Origin of the sequence: Myxococcus eversor, from assembly GCF_010894455.1 — a bacterium.
Classification (GTDB): domain Bacteria; phylum Myxococcota; class Myxococcia; order Myxococcales; family Myxococcaceae; genus Myxococcus; species Myxococcus eversor.
Genome location: NZ_JAAIXY010000005.1, coordinates 154,142 through 174,161 on the forward strand (window position 1 = coordinate 154,142; position 20,020 = coordinate 174,161).

Sequence of the window (20,020 nt, forward strand, 5' to 3'; positions counted from 1 at the left end):
GGGCGCTTCGGATGGGACTTCTCCGCAAGCGCCTCGTGGCCTCACCCGCGCGACTGCGTCACCACCAGGCAGATGGCCAGCAGCGGCAGCATGCCCTGGACGAGGCTGGCCTTGAGGAAGTGGCGGTTGCTCGACACGAGCACCAGCGCCGCCAGCACCATGCACGCGCAGCCGAACACGACGGCCGCCACGCCCGAGGCCACCGCGTCGGTGTGCACCAGCGCCACGCCCACCAGCACGCCCAGCGCGAGGAACAGGTTGTAGAAGCCCTGGTTCAACGCCATCGGCTTCACCACGTCCGCGTCCGCCTGCGACTTCAGCCCGAAGCGCTTCCACACCTTCGGCCGCGAGAAGACGATGCTCTCCATCACGAAGAACAACACGTGGATGAGCGCTGCGATGACCGCGAAGACCTGCGCCAAGGACGACATGATGACTCCCCTCCGGGATTTCGGTATTCTGGACCAGTCGGTTCCGAATTCATATTGAAACGGTCGGTCCAGAATTGTCAAGGAGGGTGACGTGGCGCGGACGCGTGCGTTCGACGAGACGGAGGCGGTGCGCAAGGCGCTGGGGGTGTTCTGGTCTCGGGGTTACGAGGCCACGTCGCTGGCGGACCTGGAGGTGGCCACGGGGCTGAACCGCTCCAGCCTGTACCAGGCGTTCGAGAGCAAGCGCGCGCTGTTCTCGCGGGCGGTGACGCTGTACCTCCAGGAGGTGATTGCGCCCCGGCTGACGGTCTTCTCCACGGGGCCGGCGGGGCTGACGCAGGTGACGACGTACTTCGAGTCGCTCGCGACGACGATGGGCACCGCGCCGCCGACGCTGACGCGGCGGGGGTGCCTGCTCGTCAACACGGCCACGGAGCTGGCCCCGCATGACGCCGAGGCCCATCGCGCCGTGGAGGACTACCGGGCCCTCCTGCAGGGACACCTGATGCGGGCGCTCGACGCCGCGGCGCGGGCCGGCGTGATTCCCAGGAAGACGGTGGCCCGCCGGGTGGAGCTGCTGGTGGGGTCCGTCATCGGCGTGCTCGTCACCGCGCGGTTGGACCCCGCGGCCGCGGCGAAGCTCGCGCGCGCGGCGGCGGGCGAGGTGGACGCCTGGGCGGAGGGGTAGGGGACAGAGCGCGGTGGGGTCCTCCCCCTCGCCAATGCCGTAGCCGCGCGTGCCCCCCGCGTGATAGCCAGCCGGCAGCCACTTGACGCTCCGATGGCGGTGCGACGTTTCGTCGTCACCGTAGGGTGTCCTCGGGTGGCTTTTCTCTCGAATGGGTGCCGCCCGAGCTTCGACCACGTCGTTGCTGGAGGCCCGCATGCCCGCATCCGAAACTCCCGTGCTGGAGTTCATCCTCACGAACTACAAGAACTTCAACGCCCGCGCGACGCGCGATGCGCTCCTCTCCTACTGGGAGCACATCGCGAAGGGCGGCCGCATGTTCTGGAGCGTCGCGGGCGCCATGTCGTCCGCGCAGCTCGGAATCACCCTCGCGCCCGCCATCCGCGCGGGGCTGGTTCATGGCCTGTCGGTGACGGGCGCCAACCTGGAGGAGTCGCTCTTCCGGCTCGTCGCGCATTCCGCGTACAAGGACTTCCCCGAGTATCGCTACTTCACCAAGCAGGACGACACGCGAATCCTGGAGCAGCGGATGCGGCGGGTCACCGACACGAGCATCCCCGAGGATGAGGCGTTCCGCGCGGTGGAGAAGCTCGTCGTGCCCATGTGGAAGAACGCGAGCGCGCGCGGAGAGCGGCGCTTCTGGCATGAGTACTTCTACGAGTTCATCCAGGCCATCGACTCCTCGGTGTTCGAGGGGGACCCCGAGGCCTGCTGGCTGCTGGAGGCGGCGCGGCGCAAGCTCCCCATCGTCGTGCCAGGCTACGAGGACTCGACCTTCGGCAACATCTTCGCGTCCTACGTGAAGACGGGCGAGTGCAGCGCCAGCATCGTCAAGTCGGGCATCGAGTACATGGCGGACTTCTATGACCGGTACGAGGAGCTCTCCTCGGGCCACGGGGTCGGCTTCTTCCAGATTGGTGGCGGCATCGCCGGGGACTTCCCCATCTGCGTCGTCCCCTCGACGAAGTACGATTTGCAGAAGCCCGTGAAGCCGTGGGCGTACTTCTGCCAGATCAGCGACTCGACGACGTCCTACGGCTCGTACTCGGGGGCCACGCCCAACGAGAAGATCACCTGGGACAAGCTCACGGAGACGACGCCGATGTTCGTCATCGAGTCGGATGCCACCATCGTCGCTCCGCTGATTCTGCGCGCGCTGCTCGAATGCCAGGGCCAGCCGGCCGCGGCGGCCGCGCTCATCGCCCGGCACCGGAGCTGAGCGGACTTTCACGAGCGACTCATCGTGAAACGACGAAGCCCCCGGCCTTTTACGGGGCCAGGGGCTTCGGGAGTCACAGGTGGGTGACGGGCACTACTCGATGGGCATGAAGACCTTGAAGCCCGTGCGACCGCTGTTGGTCGTGTTGCGCTCGATGAAGTCGCTCGCGGAGGAGTGGCCGTCGCCGAGGGTGACGGCCGTGTGGCCGTAGATGCTGCCCAGACGCGAGGAGGTGCTCTCCCAGGTGAGGACGAGGCCCGGAATCTTCAGCGCCTCCTCCAGCGTCATGTCGACCTGCTTGAACTTGTCGCGCGGCAGGTTGTTATCAATCTGGTTGCCATTGCCCGACACGCCAATGCCCAGCGCGTTGCTGATGGCCCGGCTCACGCCCGTGGCGCAGAGGCCCTGGCTGTTGTAGCCGCCCATGCCCATCGCCGCCGCGCGGGCCGCCTCGGCCAGACGCTGCATCTTGTTTGACGCGTTGCTGGGCCCCACTCCCGTCGGACCGCCCACGTCCGTCCCGCCGTTGACGCCCTGCTTGCGCCCACCCGCGTCGAACGTGTCGCGCGTGGAGTGGCCAATGCTCAGGTTGGCACCCGCGAAGATGAGGTCGGGGTTGGAGATCTTGTTGTCGCGGGCCAGCTTGTCGACAGTGGTGCCGAAGCGCGCCGCGAGGCCGGAGAGGGTGTCGCCAGGACGGATTTTGTAGTTGGACATGGTGGCTCCTGCGACAATTCTCGGGAGTTCCATGACTGAGTTGCGCCCCACTTCCTCGAATCTTGGTATTTTTATAGAACTGTAACGTTCCAGCCCTCCGCCCAACGAAAAAGGCCCTGCCGGGTGGGGCAGGGCCTTCGGTTTCAGCGGGTTAGCGAAGTTCTACGCGGTGCGTCACTCCGAGTACTCGTACTGGGCCACCAGCCGCCAGTCGCGGTTGTAGGTGCGGTTCCGGGTGAACCAGCCGCTGTGGCAGCTGCCCGTGTTGGTGGCGTAGTAGCCGTAGACGAAGCCGTTGCGGAACTTGGCCGACAGCGTGGGCGTGCCGGGGTTCTCGCAGGGCTGGGTGACGCGGACGGACTGGTAGGCGGCCTCGGCGTAGACCTCTTCCTGGCCCTCGAAGTCATAGAGGGAGTGGACGCGGGTGTTGGCGAGGGGGCCGAGCACGGTGGCCTGCTGGGCGTCGGTCTGCGTGAGGAAGGCCTGCAGGTGGGCCAGCGTCGCGGCCTCGGAGGTGATGACGCCCGTGAGGTTGTGCACGGCGCCGTCCGTGTCGGAGAGCGCGGCGCGGATGGCGGCGATGCCACCCGAGCCCTGGTAGACGGCGGTGTCACCCCAGGTGAAGCTCAGGGCGGTACCGGCGGTGTAGGCGCTGAGCGCGCAGGAGCCGTTGGGGGCCGCGGGCGTCACGAGGATGATCTTCCGGAGCCGGTGCTCGGGGTTGAGCAGGGCGATGCACTCGTTGCCGGCGACGCCGTCGTAGTTTCCGGCCGGGCGTACCGACTCGACGATGTTGTAGACGCGGAAGTTGGGGTCCGTGACCTCCTGCTCGGCGGCCTGGAGGGTTTCAGTGTCGGTGTCCGTCTCGGGACCGAGACAGCCGACAACGAGGGAAGATGCGAGGACAAGGGAAGAGAGGCTGAGTGTGGTTCGCATGGCAAAGCAGGATAGCACGCATGCTTTGAGCGTTTCCCAATCATTTCTCTGATGTCGTTCCCGATACATATCCGACACATGGAGCGGGTAGGACAGACGTCCCGTGGAGAGGTTCCCTAACGGGTGCCGGGCGCGGGCAGGCTCGAAAGAATGCTCATTCGCGCGGGGCCGCCGAACACCGAGGCGGGCACTCCGAGCACACCTTGTTCAAGGAGCTCGTCGAAGGAGCACCGTGAGGTGGAGAAGTATCCGACGCACGGTGAAACACGGAGCTCGGGCCGGCCGGTGGTGAACGCATCCAGGGTGCGTGCGCGCCCGGCCAGGAGTTCGCTGACCTGTGCGGGCCGCGAGGCATGCTCCGTGAGTGCCGCGTAGCCGATGCGCAGCTTCCGTTCGTCTTTCGGCAGCGGCGCGAAGACGGCCCGTGCGTCCTGCCGCCAGCGCGAAGGGGTGATGCACAGCCCCACGTGGTCGGGGAGGAGCCAGCCCTTCGAGAGCGAGGCGAGGACGAACGCGAGGTCTTCGTGCACCAGCCGTTGCGTCCACGCCGTCGGCGGTGTCGCGTACGCGGAGTCGATGAGCAGCACGCGCCTTTCGGGCCCGGCGCGAACCCAGTGCTCCACGCGTTCTGTTTCTTCGCGCGCAAGCGTGCGGCCCCAGGGCTTGAGCGGCTCGCAGAGGAGGAGCGCATCGATTGCCTCGAGCGCGGGCAACCCGTCTCGCGCGGGGAATCGAACGACGTCGACGCCGGCCTCCTCCGCGAGCTGGAGGTACACCGGATACACGTCGTCGGGCACGCCGACGCGGGCGTTGCGTGAGGCCAGCCAGCCGAACAGCGCGCTCAAGGAGCGACGCACGCCGTGACTGACCTGCGTCCGGGACTTGAGCTGGGCATCCAGCCCCAGGTGCGCGAGGAACCGCTCGGCGAGGTGACACCGATACGGTGCTTCGGGATGGGTCGACGGCTCGATGGCGGCGAAGGCCGGCGCGAGGCTGCGATAGACGTTGAGCTCCGCCAGGTCGACCAGCTCGGGACGTCTGGCCCGCCACTCGTCCCGCAGCGAGAGAAAGGCGTCGTGTCTCATCGGCGCAGCTCCGAGGCCGGGTCTTCCAGCGAGGCCAGGCAGGTCCCATCGCTCATGAGGTTCCACGAGCGCACCAGCCGATGGGTTCGCTCCCAGCCGACGGAGGGCTCGGTATAGGCCGCGACGCGCAGCACGCGATTCGCCACCTCTCCCTCGAACACGGGGCTGCCCCACGGCAGCTCGGCGACCTGGGTGAAGCCGGCGGCGTCCATCGCGCGGAGCACCACCTGGAGCGGCACCTGGTTCGCCTCGCAGTACCGGTTCACCGCGCTGGGCGCCCAGGCGTTCTCGGAGAGGCTGGAGACGTAGAGCTCCTTGAAGCAGACCTCGTGGAAGCCTTCGCGCGCGCTGCGTTCGAGGTAGGCCTGGACCTTGGCCACGTCATCGACTCCGCCTCGCTGAAGCACGCAGATGGCCCGGCTGCGAAGGCCAAAGGCGCGCGCGAGCGCACCCGAGTCGACGGACAGGCCCATGATGCGCGCGTCGTCCTCCCGGGTGACGCCATGACGACTGACGGCCAGCGTGGCGAGTCCCTCGTCACGCAAGGCGTGCAACTGCTCCGCGTCGAGCCGCGCGCCGTTGGTGATCAACAGCGTCTTCGAGAAGCGCTCGGAGAGGCCCCGGACCAGCGCGCGCAACTGTCCAGGCGCCAGCAGGGTCGGCTCGCCGCCTCCGGTGATGACGGCGCGCTCCGCCCCGCGCGAGCGCGCGAGGTCCGCCCAATGCAATTGCTCCTCGAGCGAGACGCTTCGCTGCCGCGCGAGGTCGGAGGCGCTGGCCTTCGAGAAGCAGAACGCGCACTTCGCCTGACAGGCCTTCGCCACGGGCAGCACGGAGAAGGTGCGAGGCCGGCACTCGGCCCAGGGCACGAGGCCCGAGTCGTCGAGCAGGAAGGCCTGGGCGGTGACCTCCTCGTGGAGGGTGGGCCGCAGCGTGCCGGCGTCGTCGACCCAGGCCACGCCGCTCAGCGGCACGTCGGGCGCGGGCCAGCGCCAGCCGATTCCCGTGCCGGTGGTGTCGTTGGGGCGCATCGCCCGCGTCCCGGAGGTCGGAAGTCGCGCGCGCAACGCGACGACGCGGTCCTTGGCGCGACCGAGCTTCGCCACCAGTCGCCGCGCCTTGTCGAGCCCGGGCGTCCAGGGCTCGTCCTCCCTCAACATGTAGAACGCGTCGGGGAAGGTCGACTCGGAGATGGACGCCTTCGAGTACCGCATGCGGTAGCGGTCGAAGCCACGCAGCCAGTTCGAAAGCGGGATGAAGGCGACGAAGGCAGTGTCCATGGCGAAGCCAGTGTCGCTGGACCCTGACTTCGTGTCAATGGTACACCTAGCTTCCGGGCGGAGCCCGGCTCAGTGTCGCGCCTTCTTCTGTCCCGCGTTGGTGGCATCCGCGAGCAGGCACATCACCGAGTAGAGGTTCATCGTGTAGAGGTTGTTCTCCGGCTCCAGGTCCGCCGCCTTCTGGAACAGGGTGGTGGCGCGCGCGTAGTCGCGGTGGTGGTTGACGACGATCATCCCCAGCCGGTTGTAGAGCGGCGCGGGTGAGGGCAGCAGGCCGATGCCCCGCTCCAGCAGCTCGACGGCCTCCGACCACCGACCTTCCTGCTCCATCCGGATGACGCGCTGGAGCAGGTCCTCGTTCGCGTCCCCCGCGCGAGGGACAGGGGCCTGCGTCACCGGCCGAGGCGCGGGTGGCGGCGGCGGCGCTGCTTCCGAAGCGGCTTCCCGGCTGGGCGCGGGAGTGGGAGCGGGCCGCGCCATCGGAGGAGGGACCTCGTAGAGCTGGGTGACACCTCGCTCCTCCAGGGACGCGAAGAGCGCGCGCAGCTCCACTTCCGCGAGCTGGGTGATGAGCGACAGGTCCGCCAGGGACGTGTGTCCGTCCACCAGCGACAGCACATATGCCTCGAAGGGGCTGAGCCTCAGGTTCGCAATCTTCAGCCCTCCGACGATGAAGGGCCGTGCGTTGGCGCCTCCCGTGGGGGCATCGAACGTCGAGGTGCGGGTGGCCTCCGTCTGGGGCGCTCGGGGCGTCCCGGAGGTTCCATTCGGCTCGGGCTGGGTCAGCAGGGCGCGCACCAGCGACACGTTGTCGCGAGGAGGCAGGTCCTCGACATGGCGCACCAGCAGCAGCTCGCAGCGCGGACACTGGAAGTCCTTGGGGAGCGTCGGCGCGCCGCAGTGGGGACAGGCGTCGTCTTCCGGTGGGTGCTCGAAGGCGTCAGCCACGGCGTAGTAGTGCTTGCGGATGGCCGCGCGGATGGACCTGCGAATCGCGACGAAGGGCAGCACCTGGGTGACGCCCACCGTGCGAGCAATCTCTTCCAGCGCGCGCTGTCGTTGGGGCTCCGCGATGGCCACGCTGAGCACCCCCTGCGCCAGCCGCAGCGGCATGAAGTCGAAGCCCTCCGCCAGCCGCACCGGCACCTGCTCCAGCAGGGCGGGGCTCACCGTCGCCTGGGCCAGCTTCTCCGTGGAGACGAACCGCGTCTCGAGCTCCCGTGCCAGCATGCGCAGGATGGGCGTCTCGTCCACGCCCAGCCGCACCAGGCACTCACCCAGCTTCTGCCCGGTCTCCTGCTGATGGGCGAGCGCCCGGGACAACAGCTCCGGCGTCAGCACGCCCTCCAGCACCAGCCGCTCCCCGAATCTCCGCGTCATGGGTTGATTCAAGGCGTTGTCCCACCTCCGCGTCCACTGGAAGCAAACGCGAGGGCTCTCGGAGAGGGCCCGTGCACGGCCAGGCGCGGGGCTCAGTGAATCATGACTCACCCTTCAACTTGGGAGGCGCCCTGTGGTTCCGTGTGTTGTCGACGCCGACACGAACAGGCTCCTGGGTGAGCGCTGCCACTTTAGAGCCGGTAGCCGCCGGTGACTTCGATGCGCTGGCCGGTGACCCAGCCGGTTTCGGGGGCGAGCAGCATCGCGATGACACCCGCGACGTCGTCGGGTTGGCCCATGCGCCCGAGCGGGGTCTCCGCCGCGACGATTTTCTGGAGTGCGGGGTCTTGCATGACGCCTCCTCCGAAGTCCGTGACGATTCCTCCCGGCGCGACGACGTTCACGGCGATTCGGCGAGGGCCCAGCTCCACGGCGAGCGCGCGGGTGAGCACCTCGACGGCGCCCTTGACGGCGGCGTAGACGGAGAAGCCCGGGTACACGTAGCGCGCGAGCCCCGTCGACATGTTGACGATGCGCCCGCCGTCGACCATCAGCGGCAGGAGCTTCTGCGTCAGGAAGAACGTCCCCTTGAAGTGCACGTCGACCAGCTCGTCGAAGGTGGCCTCGGACGCCTCGATGAAGGGCGTGTAGCCGCCGATGCCCGCGTTGTTGACCAGGTAGTCGAAGCGCTCGCGAGACCAGGTCTGCTTCAGCGCCTCGCGGACCTCCGAGGCGAACGCCGCGAAGGTGCCTGCCTTGCCTACGTCGAGCTGAAGGGCGACGGCCAGGCGTCCCTTGGCTTGGATGGCCGTGACGACGGCGTTCGCCTCTTCGCGGCCCGTGCGCCAGGTGAGGATGACGTCCACCCCTCGGTCGGCGAGCGCCAACGCGGTGGCCCGGCCAAGGCCTCGGCTTCCTCCGGTGATGAGGGCAATAGGGGCATGGGAAGGCTTCGTGCCAACGGACATGAGAATTCCTTTCAGGTGTCGCGTGATTTCTGGCACGGATTGTTCCTACGCTCCCTCGTCGTTACTACAGACAAGTTCCCCCTATACGGACGTCTTCGTTCCCTGGTCACCTGGAGGTAACCATGCCGATCATGAAGGAGCTCCCGCTGGTTCCGGCGGAGCGCGCGCTGAAGGTGATTGGCGGGCGCTGGAAGGTCTTCGTGCTGTACTTCCTCTTCGAGGGCCCCAAGCGGCTCTCGGAGCTGCGGCGCGTGATTCCGGGGGTGAGCCAGAAGGTCCTGGTGCAGCAGCTCCGTGAGATGGAGACGCACGGAATCGTGAGTCGTGAGGTGTTCGCCGAGGTGCCGCCGCGGGTCGTCTACACGGCGACTTCGCTCGGGCTCAGTCTGCGCCCCATCGTGGGCGCGCTCTGTGACTGGGGCCGGCTCCATGCCGCCGAGCTCCGCGCGCTCGACGAGCCCGTGACGTCCACCCCGAGTCGCTCTCGCAAGCCGGGGCCTCACACTCGCGCGAGACCGGAGCCGCGCCTGCGTTCCCCGGCGTGAGCAGGGCACGCTGATTCACTGACAGGGGGAATGCCACCCCAGCGGATGAGCTGTGCGAGGTGTGCCGAGCAGCCGCATCCGCTGGCGCCCGAGGGGCTGCTGGCGCGGCGCCTGGCGGCAGCGCGGATGGTCCCCGGCGGATGGGCTGCTCGAGTCGTGTCGAGCAGCCGCATCCGCTGGAGCCAGGATGACGGGTAGCACCGCGCTCAGCGGGCCTGGACGCGACCCTGACGTCTTCGCAGGGGCAACGCCAGGAGCAGCAGCACCAGCGGAGCGAAGGTGCCCGCGCCGCCCGCGCTGCACCCACGGCCCGCGATGACGAAGTCATCGTTGCCGTCCAGCGGGTTCGTCCCGCCGGAGACTTCCTCTCCATCGTCGGCGCCACCGAGGTCGGTGTCGGCGTTGTTCGGGTCTGTCTCGCCGTTGCCGAAGACGCCGTCGTGGTTGGCATCCTCCACACCGTCCGCCAGGCTGTCGCCATCCGTGTCGGGGGTGAGCGGGTCGGTGGGGTTGCTGCCCTTCACCTCCACGCCATCGCTCAGCCCGTCGTCGTCCGTATCGGGGTTGTTGGGGTCCGTCTCCGTGGCGTCGACGCGGCCGTCGTGGTCGGCATCCTCTTCGCCGTCATTCAAACCGTCCCCGTCCGTGTCCGGCTTCTTCGGGTCGGTGGTGGTGCTCGGGTCCGTGTCGGGACGGAAGTGGGGCGAGTCGCGGTCCGTGTCCGCCGGCGCACTCTCCAGCGTCACGCCCAGCTCGGTGCCATCCAGCAGGCCGTCGTTGTCGCTGTCCGGGTCCAGCGCGTCGATGAGGCCGTCACCATCCGTGTCGGTGATTCCGTCCAGGCCGTCTGGCACACCGTCGGAGTCGGTGTCCGCGTTGTGTGGGTCGAGGCCCAGCGCGATTTCCGTCGCATCGTCGATGCCGTCGAGGTCGGAGTCGAGGTCGTCCTCGGGCCGCAGGGGGTTGGTCTCATCCGCTTCGACCCGGCCGTTGTGGTTGGCGTCCTCGATGCCGTCGCGCACGCTGCCGCCATCCGTGTCCGGGTTGAGCGGGTTCGTCACCGTCGTCGGGTCCGCGTCCGGTCTGAATCGCGTCAGGTCCGTGCCGGTGCCCTGGGGTTCGGTGAGGCCCAGCTCCAGGCCATCCGCGAGCAGGTCGCCGTCAGTGTCCGCGTTCTTCGGGTCCGTCTCACCCGCGTCGACGACGCCGTTGTGGTTGGCGTCCTCATTGCCATCCAGCAGGCCATCGTCATCCGTGTCGTCATCGAGCGGGTCCGTCCCCGCGACATTCACCTCGATGCCGTCTGGCAGGCCGTCACCGTCCGTGTCGGCGTTGTTCGGGTCGGTGCCCAGCACCACTTCCTCGGCATCCGTCAGCCCATCTCCATCCGCGTCGGCGGTGACGACCCATGTGTAGCTGGCCGGCGAGTCGTCCACGTTGCCCGCCGAGTCCACCGCGCGCACGTTCATCACGTGTGTTCCCAGCGCCAGGTCCGTGAGACTCACCGGGTCCGTGCAAGGAGCGTAGGCCGCTCCGTCCAGGCTGCACTCATAGGTGACGCCCGCCTCGTTGGAATCGAAGTCGAAGATGGCCAGGGCAGGGGCCTCCGTGAGCGGCGGGCCGCTCGCGATGAAGGTGTCCGGCGCCGTGGTGTCCACCGTCCAGGTGTAGGAAGCGGGCGTGGGGTCCACGTTGTCGTCCGCATCCCGGGCGCGGACCTCCAGCGTGTGCTCGCCATCGGTCAGGCCGAGCAGCTCCAGCGGGTTCGCGCAGGCCGCGAACGTCGCTCCGTCCAGGCTGCACTCGTACGTCACGGGGGACTCGTCCGAGCCGAACCCGAAGGTCGCCGAGGTCTGGCGGGTCAGCGAGGGAGGCGTCTGGGTGAAGGACGTCTCCGGTGGCTCCACATCCACGTTGAACGTGTGGGTGACCCCTGCGCTGGTGTTGCCCGCCGCGTCCGTCGCCGTGACAAAGACGGTGTGCGGACCGTCCGCGAGCACCGAGCCGCCCGGGAGCGTCCACTGTCCCGAGCTGCCCACTTCAACCGAGCCGAGGGTGACGCCATCCACCACCACCGTCACCGTGCTGTCCGGCTCCGAGGTGCCGGCATACGTCACCGTCGCGGTGTCGAGCACTTCGCCCTGGGCGGGGAAGGTGATGGCGACCACGGGCGCCAAGGTGTCCACCGTCCACGTGTGAGTGGCCGGCGAATCGTCCACGTTGCCCGCGGCGTCACGCGCGCGAACCGCCAGCGTGTGCTCACCGTCCGCGAGGGGCCCCAGCTCCGCCGGCGTCGTGCATGGCGCGAAGGCCGCTCCATCCAGGCCGCATTCGTAGGTCACCGAGGCCTCGTTCGAGGAGAAGACGAAGGCGGCGAGCGCCTGGTTCGTCAGGGCCTCCGGACCGCTGTCGATGCGCGTGTCCGGCGCCGTGGTGTCCACCGTGAAGGTGACGCTCGTCGAGGCGCTGGTGTTGTCCGCCGCGTCATTCGCCGTGACGACAGCGGTGTACGTGCCATCCGCCAACGTGACGGGGAGCGTGAAGGTCCAGTTGCCGCTGGAGTCCACCGGGATGGGGCCATGGGTCGTACCGCCCACCGTCACGTGCACCGTCTCCGCGCCAACGGCCGAGCCCGTGAGCGTCACGATGCCGTCAGGGAGAACCTCGCCCTGGGCCGGCGAGGTGATGACCGGAGCATTGGGAGGCGTCATGTCCACCGTCCACGTGTACAGGGCCGGCGAACTGTCGACGTTCCCCGCGGCATCCACCGCGCGGACCGCCAGCGTGTGCTCGCCCTCCGTGAATCCCTCGAAGGTGTCAGGGCTGGTGCACGCCGCATAGGCCGCGCCGTCCACGCTGCACTCGAAGGAGGAGCCGGGCTCGCTGGCGGCGAACTCGAATGTCGCCGCCGACTCGTGGGTGAGGGCGCTGGGGCCAGAGGTGACGAGGGTGTCGGGCTCCGTCGTGTCCACCGTCCAGGTGTACTCGGCGGGTGACGGGTCCACGTTGCCCACCGCGTCCACCGCGCGCACGCGCAGCAGGTGGTCACCCTCCGCGAGGCCCGAGGTCGTCAGCGGAGAAGCGCAGGTCGCGAAGGCCGCGCCATCCAGGCTGCACTGATAGCCCACCGCGCCACCTTCGGAGCGCAGCTCGAACGAGGCAGACGTCTCGCGCGTGAGCTGCTCCGGACCGGAGTCGATGAACGTCTCGGGCCCGGTCATGTCGATGAAGAACCCGTGGGACGTCGCACCGGAGCTGTTGCCCGCGGCGTCCACGCCAGTGGCGGAGACGGTGACAGGGCCTTCTGGCTGCGCCACCGGCAGGGTGAAGCTCCAGTCGCCGCTTCCATCCACGGCGATGGGGCCATACGTGACGGTCCCCACTTCCAGATAGACGTAGCCGCCGGGCTCACCGGTGCCCGTGAGGGTCGGCGTCGCCGTGCCCACGACGGCGCCGCTCACGGGCGAGACGATGGTGGGTGCCATGGGCGCCACCGTGTCCACCGTCCACGCGTAGGTCGCGGGCGTCGGGTCCGCGGTGCCCAGGCCGTTGACGGCACGCACCGACAGGGTGTGACTGCCCTCCGCCAGGTTGCTGAACGCCACCGGGCTGGTGCAATCGGTGAAGGCCGCGCCGTCCAGGCCGCACTCGAAGCGGACGCCGCCGTTGTCCATGCGGAGCACGAAGGAGGCGGACGTCTCGCTCGTGAAGACCGCTGGACCGGAGTCGATGTACGTCTCCGGCGCGGAAAGGTCGATGGCGAAGTCGTGGGAGGTCGCCTCGCTGGTGTTGCCCGCGGAGTCCGTCGCGGTGGCCTCCACGGTGTGAGGGCCCTCGGCGAGCGCGTCCGGACTGGGGAGGCTCCAGTGGCCGTCGATGTCCGCGGTCACCGTTCCCAGCACTTCGCCATCCACCACCACGGTCACCTGGGCGAAGGGCCCGGCGGTGCCCTCGAAGACAGGCGTCGCGGTGGCGAGGATGACATCGCTTGCGGGCGCGCTGATGACCGGGGCCTCTGGCGCCTCGGTGTCCACGGTGAAGTGGGTCATCGAACTGGGGTCGCTCACGTTGCCCGCGGAGTCCGTGGCGGTCGCCGTCGCGGTGTGAGGTCCCTGGTCCAGCGGCGCGGGTGGAGTGAACGTCCAGTCACCCTGGGCATTCACGGGAGCGGTGCTCAGCACGATGCCATCCACCGTCACCGTCACCAGCGTGCCCGGCTGCGCGGTGCCGGAGATGACCGGCTGCTGCGTGGGCACGACGACGCCGTTGGCGGGGGCCTCGATGTGCGGTGCGTCCGGCGCCGTGGTGTCCACCGTCCAGGTGCGGGTGGCCGGGGTCGGGTCCACGTTGCCCGCGGCATCCACCGCGCGCACCGCGAAGGTGTGGCTCCCGTCCGTGAGCCCGGTGTGCGTCACGGGGCTCGTGCAGGAGATGAAGGTCGCCCCGTCGAGCGAGCACTCGAATGTCGCGGGGCTCTCGGTGGCGGTGAATGAGAACGTCGCGCTGGTCGCCGCCGTCGTCCCCGTGGGGCCACCGGAGAGGAGGGTGTCCGGAGCGGACGTGTCGATGGTCCACGTGTACGTCGCGGGGGTCGGGTCCACGTTGCCCGCGCTGTCCACGGCGCGGACCTGCAGCGTGTGGCCACCCTGAGCCAGCGCCAGGAAGGTCTGTGGATTGGGGCAGGGGGAGAACAGCACCGCGCCATCGAGCCTGCACTCGAACGTCACGTTGTTCTCATTGGAGCTGAAGGCGAACGCGGCCGCCGCCGAGTTGCTCACGGCCGGTGGGGTGCTGGCGAAGGTCGTCTCCGGAGCCACCGAATCCACCGTCCACGCCCGGGTCGCGGGCGAGGCATCCTGGTTGCCCACCACGTCGCGGGCGCGCACCGCCAGGGTGTGGTTGCCCTGGGCGAGGCCGCTGAAAGTCACGGGCGTCGCGCACGCCGTGAAGGCCGCGCCATCGAGCGAGCACTCATACGTCACCGGTGTCTCGGTGGCGTTGAAGGTGAACGTCGCGCTGGTGGAGGTCGTCAGCCCGGATGGGCCGCTGACGATGGTGGTGTCGGGCGCGACGGTGTCGACGATGAAGCTGACCTGCGTGGGCGGACTGGCGTTGCCGGCCGCGTCGCGGGTCGTCACCGTGGCGGTGGTGGAGCCCTCGGGGAGCGCGCTGCTGGTGCAGGACCAGGTGCCCGTGCTCGCGTGGGCGGGAGCGGTGCAGACGACGACGCCGTTGACCACCACGCTGACGGTGCTGCCGGGCTCGGCCGTGCCGGAGAAGACGGGGGTGTTCGTCGCCACGGTGCTTCCGTTCGCCGGAGCCGTCACCACGGGCGCGTCGGGGACGGACACGGTGATGTGGGTGGGGCCGGTGGTGGTCGACGAGGGAGCGCTGGTCGCGGAGCTGGCGGGAGCGCCCTTCTCACCCGAGGCGGTGATGGTGGCCTGGTTGGCGATGACGCCGGAGGCCGCGGCGTTCACCACCGCGCGGAAGCGGACGGCGGTGCTCTGCTGGAGCTGAAGGGAGCCCCCCAGCGTCGCCGTCGCGCCCGTGCCCAGCCGGACGGTGATGACACCCGCCGCGCTGACCTCGCCCACGTCGTCGCCCAGGGCGTCCGTCAGCGCGCCCGCGTTGGGGCCGGAGACGATTCGCAGCGAGCCCGGCTGGTAGGTGAGCTGGGAGGGAAGGGGATCGCTGAAGACAGTCTCGATGCTGACGTCGTCGCCCGTGTTGGTGGTGACGATGGTGTATTCGATGACGTCGCCACCGCGCAGCGAGCCATCCGGACGCGGGTTCACCGCCGTCGCCGTCTTGTAGGTGTTCGTGAAGTCCGGCCGGAGCGTGGCGATGGACGTCGCGAAGGCGCCAAGGATGTATGTGTCATCCGTGGACGTGGCTCTCAGCGTCATCGACGTGGCGCCTCCCGTCACGCGGTGGGTGATGTCCACCACGTCCATGTCCACCCCAGACATGCTCGCCTCCGCGCCCGTCAGGCGGGGCCGGTCATTGGCATGGGTGGAGGGCACGCCGAGGACGGAGCGTGTGCTGTTGAAGAAGTTGTTCGCGGTGTTCGCGGCGTCGGAGATGCTCACGCCATTGACGAGGAGCTGGTCGCCCTTGCGCGTGGCGTCTCCCTCGAAGGCCAGCACCCCCAGCTTGGCATCGAAGCCGGCCGGAGGGACGTTGAAGCCAGACAGCGTCACCGTCTGGGGATTGCCGCTGCTGACGTAGTCCATGCCGTCGAAGAGCGTCAGGTTGCGGAGGGGCGAATCCGGGTGCCGGTAGAAGATGACCAGGGCCCACGCGCTGAACGGGTTCGTGCTGTTGAGGTTGGTGAGCGGCACGGCGTCCACGCCACTCACCTCATAGACGCCCGTGCCGTGGGTGGCGACCAGGCTGGTGACGTCCGCGGAGGACTCGTAGATGTAGGCGTTGTTCGGGGTGTAGGTGTGCGAAACATCCGCGGTCAGCATCTGCGAGAAGACCCCGGGGCGGCTGAACTCCGCCGTCGTGTCCGGACTCCGCTGCGACGTGGTGGTGGACAGGTGCGCGGCCCAGTACAGCCGGGCATACGTCACGATGGCGCCAGCGGGGACGTTGAGCGCGGCGCGGCTCCGGGCATTGGTGGGGCTCACCGAGGTGTTCGCCGTCGCCACGCCCGACTGGATGGTCCAGAAGACGTCCACCGCGTCATCCGAGGTGTTCGACCCGCAGGCTCCCACGGTTCCCACCAGCGGGGTCGGCACACCGCTGGCGCAGTCGTGGGCCAGCGTGTTGCCCACCATCAAGAGGTCGCCGCGCTGGTTCGCGGTGTGGCGAAGGACAGGGGCCGCCATCGCCGAGCCCGAGGCCACCAGCAACAACAGGGGAAGCAGCCATCGCGGGCGCACGGCGCGCCTGGTGCCGGGACGAGGAGACGTGGAGGACATGGGAGTACCAGGGCGGGCGAGGAGAGGGGGCACACGACGGGAGGGCGAACCCGCCAGGAGCGATGCGACAGAAACCGGGGATTGGCCGGGGGGCGCGGAATCCCAGCCAGATGTTTCACGCTGGGGAGAAGGCTCGTGGGGGAATGCCGCTCGCGCTGTCACGGCCTCGCGAAAAAGCAACGAGGGTGCCAGCTTGAAACATTGAATTCACCGCTCGGTTGTCTGGATTTGGAGCCAGCTGGAACCGTCCGCTGTCTCGGTTGTCCGAGGGCTGGATCCAGTTTCTGGAATCCGGACAGACGACGTCACGACCGGCGGGCAGGCTCGGTGGGCGGAAGTCTGGGATTACTGACTAACGCTTCCGTCGACACCGCATCGCGTCGTCACGTGGAGTGGGGCATGTTTCAAGCCGTTGAGACGGTGATACGTGCATACGGAGGCTCCCTGGCGGTCCTCCACGCGGCGGCGATGTGCAAGGCCGAAGGCCTGGACCCCCGGCGCGGCCATCGAGCACATCGTCCGGCTGCGCGGGGACGCGCGCATCACCCTGGGAGACTAAGGCAGCGTGCCCTCATAGAGGACGGTGAGGGAGATGATGCCATCGGCGCCAATGGAGCCGACGATGGGCTCCTCCTGGTGCTTGGGGCTCATGTAGAACGACGCGAGCCCCACCTGACTCTCGACGGGCGCCGCCACCTCGGCGGTGAGGTCGAAAGGGGTGTCGCCCATGAGCTGGCGCACCTCATCCAGGGTCATCTGCACCGTCTTCCCGGACGTGTCCTTGACGAAGATGGGCGGCCCGCCCGCCGCGAGTTGCTGGGCCTGGAGCAGCTCGAACTGCCGCGGCGTGAAGTACTCCGCGCGCGCGGGCTTGGGCAGCCCCGCCACGAACTTCGCGAAACTCTGCCAGGCCACGTTGCCCTCGGCGCTCACCGGCGTGTTGCGAGCCCAGGCCTCGGCGATGCCCGGGTGGCGCGTGAGCATCACCACGCTCTCTCCCACGGTCCCCGTCTTCCCCGCGGACTCCCGCACCGCGAGCCAGAAGCGCTGGAAGAAGGGCATGCTCTCGATGGCCCCCGCCTCCAACTGTCCCGTGCGCACCATGCGCGGGTGGAGCCCGGTGGTGATGATGGTCTCCAGGCTTTCGATGGTCATGTCGCGCATGCCCCGGTAGCCGTGGACCCGGGAGCCGGCGGCGGAGGCCCCGAAGCGAGGCATGGGCGCGAGGACGCCCATTCCATCCACCACGATGTTGGCCGGGCGCGGCTGCGTGTCCACGCCGGGCAACTCCATCAGGCTGCTCAGCACGAAGGACGAGCCGAAGCTCACGCCGCCCTGGAGCGCGGCGGTATTCACGAACTGGGGGTCTCCCTTGAAGATGCCCTCCAGCGCGCCAGGCGTTCCCAACGCATAGGCGCCCACGCCTCCCAGCCCGTCCAGGGTGGCGCCGCGCAGCACGTTGCCCAGGCCACTCTGGCCGCGCGCGGCGGCGACGATGGACATGCGCATGCCGAAGTACGTGGTGAGCCCATCCACCACGCCCCCCGCCACCGCGTTGCCCAGGTGCAGCTCGCCCGTGGAGTCATACTGATTGCCGGCGTTGAGGGCGGTGCTCACCAGGGTGCTGGTGAGGCCCGCCGCGCCCGCCTGGAGCGTGGCGGTGCCCAGGGTGACGCCTCCCACCACGAGCGTGGTGGTCGCGGGAATCGCCGCCGCCGCGAGGATGGGGGCCGCCATCGACGCCACCATGCCCACTCCGGCGATGATGAGGCGGCGGCGGCCCTGCACGCTCTCGCCCATGGCGGCGATGGAGTCGCCATAACCAGGGAGGCTCGCGCGGAATGTGGCGTCCTGCGCGCCCGCCGCCGTCATCGCCTGGGCGACGAAGGCCGGGTCGTCGGAGGCGCGCACCAGGTCCGCCAGGGTCGACAGACTGTCGGCGTTGAGGGCGGCGTACTCGTTGAGCCGGGACTTCTCGATGGGGTTGCCGCCGTTGAGCACGTGGATGACGCCGGCGGTGAGTCCATCCGCGCCGTAGCGGCCCATGTCCGGGTTGGCGAGGTTGCTCGACAGGCCCGCCAGGTCGTCCAGATAGTCCGCCGCCTGCGCGGGCGTGAGCTGTCCGGATTGGACCGCCTGGGCCACCGTCCCGGCGGACAGCGGGTCGCCGAGCGCGGCCACGGCGGGGTGCCGAGCCAGCACGTCCGGAGGCGGCGCGGGTATCAGCGCATCGGGGAGGATGAGCGGCATGCCATCCGGTCCCATGGGGACCTGTCCGTCGGGGCCGAAGGCCCCCGTGAGGCCCTCCGTGACGGACTCGAGCTGGATGAAGGCGACGGCGGTGGCGAGGTTGCCGTTGTGGTGGTCCACCAGCTCCGAGGTGAGCTGGCGGTTGTCGAGGAACGCGACCAGCAGGCCATCGCGCTGCTCGGCGGTGGCGCTCTGGAGCAGGTCGCCGACGTGGCCATTGCGGAGCAGCTCGCCCATGCGGGCGGACTCGGTGCGGGCCAGCGCCGTATCACCCATGGCGTAGACGGTGCCCAGCCCCTTGCCGAGCGCCTCGCGGAAGTCCGCGTTTTCGAGCGGGCGGGGGCCCGCCTGTCGCGCGACGGTGAGGAAGAAGCGGGCCTGCGCTCCATTGGGGACGCCCTCGGTGCCGGGCAGTCCGGAGGCCACGTTCATGAAGTCATTGAGCGCCAGCATGCGGCTGCCGCTGTTGAGGAACGTGGGGTCGCTGGAGTCCGTCGGGTTGAGGCCCAGCGACGCGACGAACGACTCCATCCGCTCCGGGCCCACCGTGTCGAGCACGGCCTGGGCGGCGTCAGGCGTGGTGGCGGATTGCAGGGCCCAGGCGGCGATTTCGCCCGTGTGGAGTCCCCGCGTCGCGAGGGCCGGATCCATCGCGGCGCTCGCGACGGCCGCGGACATCTCCGGAGTGAAGCCACCGGCGGCGGTGGACAGTTGCTGCATGGCCATGGAGAAGCCCATGAGGTCGGCCTGGGGGCCTCTTGGCGGCGCATGGCGCGACACCATGGCGGTGGTGAGCGCGGCGAGCGCCTGGGGATTCTGCTCTCCGGAGTCCAGCCAGAAGGCATCCTGGTCGTCGATGATGGCGCCGATGTCCTGAGCGGTGGGGTTGGGCGGCAGGGCCTGGACGGCCTCGTCGAGGGCGGCTTGCTGCTGGGCGGTGAGGGGGCGTCCCTCCTTCGTGTCGGCCACGAGCATGTTCTGCACGGCGGCGGGGATGCGGGCCGCGTCGAGGGCCTGCTGTCGCTCGGCGGAGCCCGCGGGCGTGCTGAGCACGCGCTGCATGGCCGCGCCGCTCGTGGTGTGGACGAGTTGGTAGTGGCCCGCGGCGTTGAACTCCTTGAAGTTCGCGTAGCTGCGGCCGGTGGACGGGTCGAAGATGGACTCGCCCTGACGGATGACGGCGTGGCCCGTCGTTCCCTCCGCGCCGGAGCGGGTGTCGCGCAGGATGAGTACCTCACTGCGCGCGCGCAGCTGCGGCGTGGCCAGGGCCAGCCAGTCGCCCACCGCGTCCAGGCAGTTGCGCTGTCCGTCGCGGGTGTTCTCGGTCAGCAGGGTGGTGGCGGGAGCCGTCGTGGAGGGAGCCACCACGCCATCCATGGCGAGCAGCTGGCTCCGGGGTTTTTGCGACGTGTTTCCCTTCGTGGACAGCGACAGGGTGTCGCCGCCGAAGAACCCGCCGCGCTGAACCGTGGGGGCGGGAGGCGGCGGAGGTGGTGGGGAAGGCTTCGCCGCCGTCTTGGGCTTGGGAGGTGGCGGTGGTGGAAGAGGCAGTGGCTGCGGGTCGCGCTTGATGGTGCTCATGGTCATCCCCC

12 protein-coding genes are annotated in these 20,020 nt (G+C 69.2%); 3 read left to right on the top strand and 9 right to left on the bottom strand.

Going from position 1 to position 20,020, the window contains the following annotated elements; all coding sequences use genetic code 11:
• Nucleotides 1–41 precede the first annotated feature (41 nt).
• The gene (locus G4D83_RS12150) at nucleotides 42–431 is read right to left on the bottom strand and encodes a DUF1304 domain-containing protein (protein ID WP_163864884.1); all 390 of its coding nucleotides are present in this window, start codon (nucleotides 429–431) and stop codon (nucleotides 42–44) included.
• Nucleotides 432–522: 91 nt separating this feature from the next.
• On the opposite strand from G4D83_RS12150, the gene G4D83_RS12155 reads away from it, so the two are divergent.
• Together G4D83_RS12155 and G4D83_RS12160 are read left to right on the top strand one after the other, a co-directional pair.
• A complete protein-coding gene (locus tag G4D83_RS12155; RefSeq protein WP_163864885.1) occupies nucleotides 523–1,119 on the top strand; it encodes a TetR/AcrR family transcriptional regulator in 597 nt (198 codons plus the stop codon).
• 196 nt (nucleotides 1,120–1,315) lie between these two features.
• On the top strand, nucleotides 1,316–2,338 hold the full coding sequence (locus G4D83_RS12160; protein ID WP_163864886.1) for a deoxyhypusine synthase family protein: 1,023 nt from the start codon (nucleotides 1,316–1,318) through the stop codon (nucleotides 2,336–2,338).
• A gap of 93 nt (nucleotides 2,339–2,431) precedes the next feature.
• Here the strand turns inward: G4D83_RS12160 and G4D83_RS12165 are convergent, their stop codons facing one another.
• The 6 genes from G4D83_RS12165 to G4D83_RS12190 form a co-directional block, all read right to left on the bottom strand.
• On the bottom strand, nucleotides 2,432–3,055 hold the full coding sequence (locus tag G4D83_RS12165; RefSeq protein WP_176433844.1) for a LysM peptidoglycan-binding domain-containing protein: 624 nt from the start codon (nucleotides 3,053–3,055) through the stop codon (nucleotides 2,432–2,434).
• Between the two features lie 174 nt (nucleotides 3,056–3,229).
• The gene (locus G4D83_RS12170) at nucleotides 3,230–3,991 is read right to left on the bottom strand and encodes a hypothetical protein (RefSeq protein WP_217911151.1); all 762 of its coding nucleotides are present in this window, start codon (nucleotides 3,989–3,991) and stop codon (nucleotides 3,230–3,232) included.
• 116 nt (nucleotides 3,992–4,107) lie between these two features.
• Complete coding sequence (locus tag G4D83_RS12175; RefSeq protein ID WP_163864888.1) at nucleotides 4,108–5,076, bottom strand: aminotransferase class I/II-fold pyridoxal phosphate-dependent enzyme; 969 nt, start codon at nucleotides 5,074–5,076, stop codon at nucleotides 4,108–4,110.
• Entirely contained in the window at nucleotides 5,073–6,356 is a 1,284-nt protein-coding gene (locus tag G4D83_RS12180) for a radical SAM protein (RefSeq protein ID WP_163864889.1), read from the bottom strand. Before G4D83_RS12180 ends, G4D83_RS12175 begins: the two co-directional genes overlap by 4 nt.
• A 69-nt stretch (nucleotides 6,357–6,425) precedes the next feature.
• Complete coding sequence (locus tag G4D83_RS12185) at nucleotides 6,426–7,736, bottom strand: GspE/PulE/PilB domain-containing protein (protein ID WP_163864890.1); 1,311 nt, start codon at nucleotides 7,734–7,736, stop codon at nucleotides 6,426–6,428.
• Between the two features lie 191 nt (nucleotides 7,737–7,927).
• On the bottom strand, nucleotides 7,928–8,704 hold the full coding sequence (locus tag G4D83_RS12190) for an SDR family NAD(P)-dependent oxidoreductase (protein ID WP_163864891.1): 777 nt from the start codon (nucleotides 8,702–8,704) through the stop codon (nucleotides 7,928–7,930).
• Nucleotides 8,705–8,826: 122 nt separating this feature from the next.
• Between G4D83_RS12190 and G4D83_RS12195 the strand changes: the two genes are divergently transcribed.
• Complete coding sequence (locus G4D83_RS12195) at nucleotides 8,827–9,249, top strand: winged helix-turn-helix transcriptional regulator (protein WP_163864892.1); 423 nt, start codon at nucleotides 8,827–8,829, stop codon at nucleotides 9,247–9,249.
• 206 nt (nucleotides 9,250–9,455) lie between these two features.
• On the opposite strand, the gene G4D83_RS12200 is transcribed toward G4D83_RS12195, so the two are convergent.
• Nucleotides 9,456–16,139: an Ig-like domain-containing protein gene (locus G4D83_RS12200; protein WP_163864893.1), complete on the bottom strand. Its 6,684-nt coding sequence runs from the start codon at nucleotides 16,137–16,139 to the stop codon at nucleotides 9,456–9,458.
• Nucleotides 16,140–16,733: 594 nt separating this feature from the next.
• Nucleotides 16,734–20,009, bottom strand: coding sequence for a hypothetical protein (locus tag G4D83_RS12205; RefSeq protein ID WP_163864769.1), 3,276 nt, complete (start codon nucleotides 20,007–20,009; stop codon nucleotides 16,734–16,736).
• Between the last annotated feature and the right edge of the window lie 11 nt (nucleotides 20,010–20,020).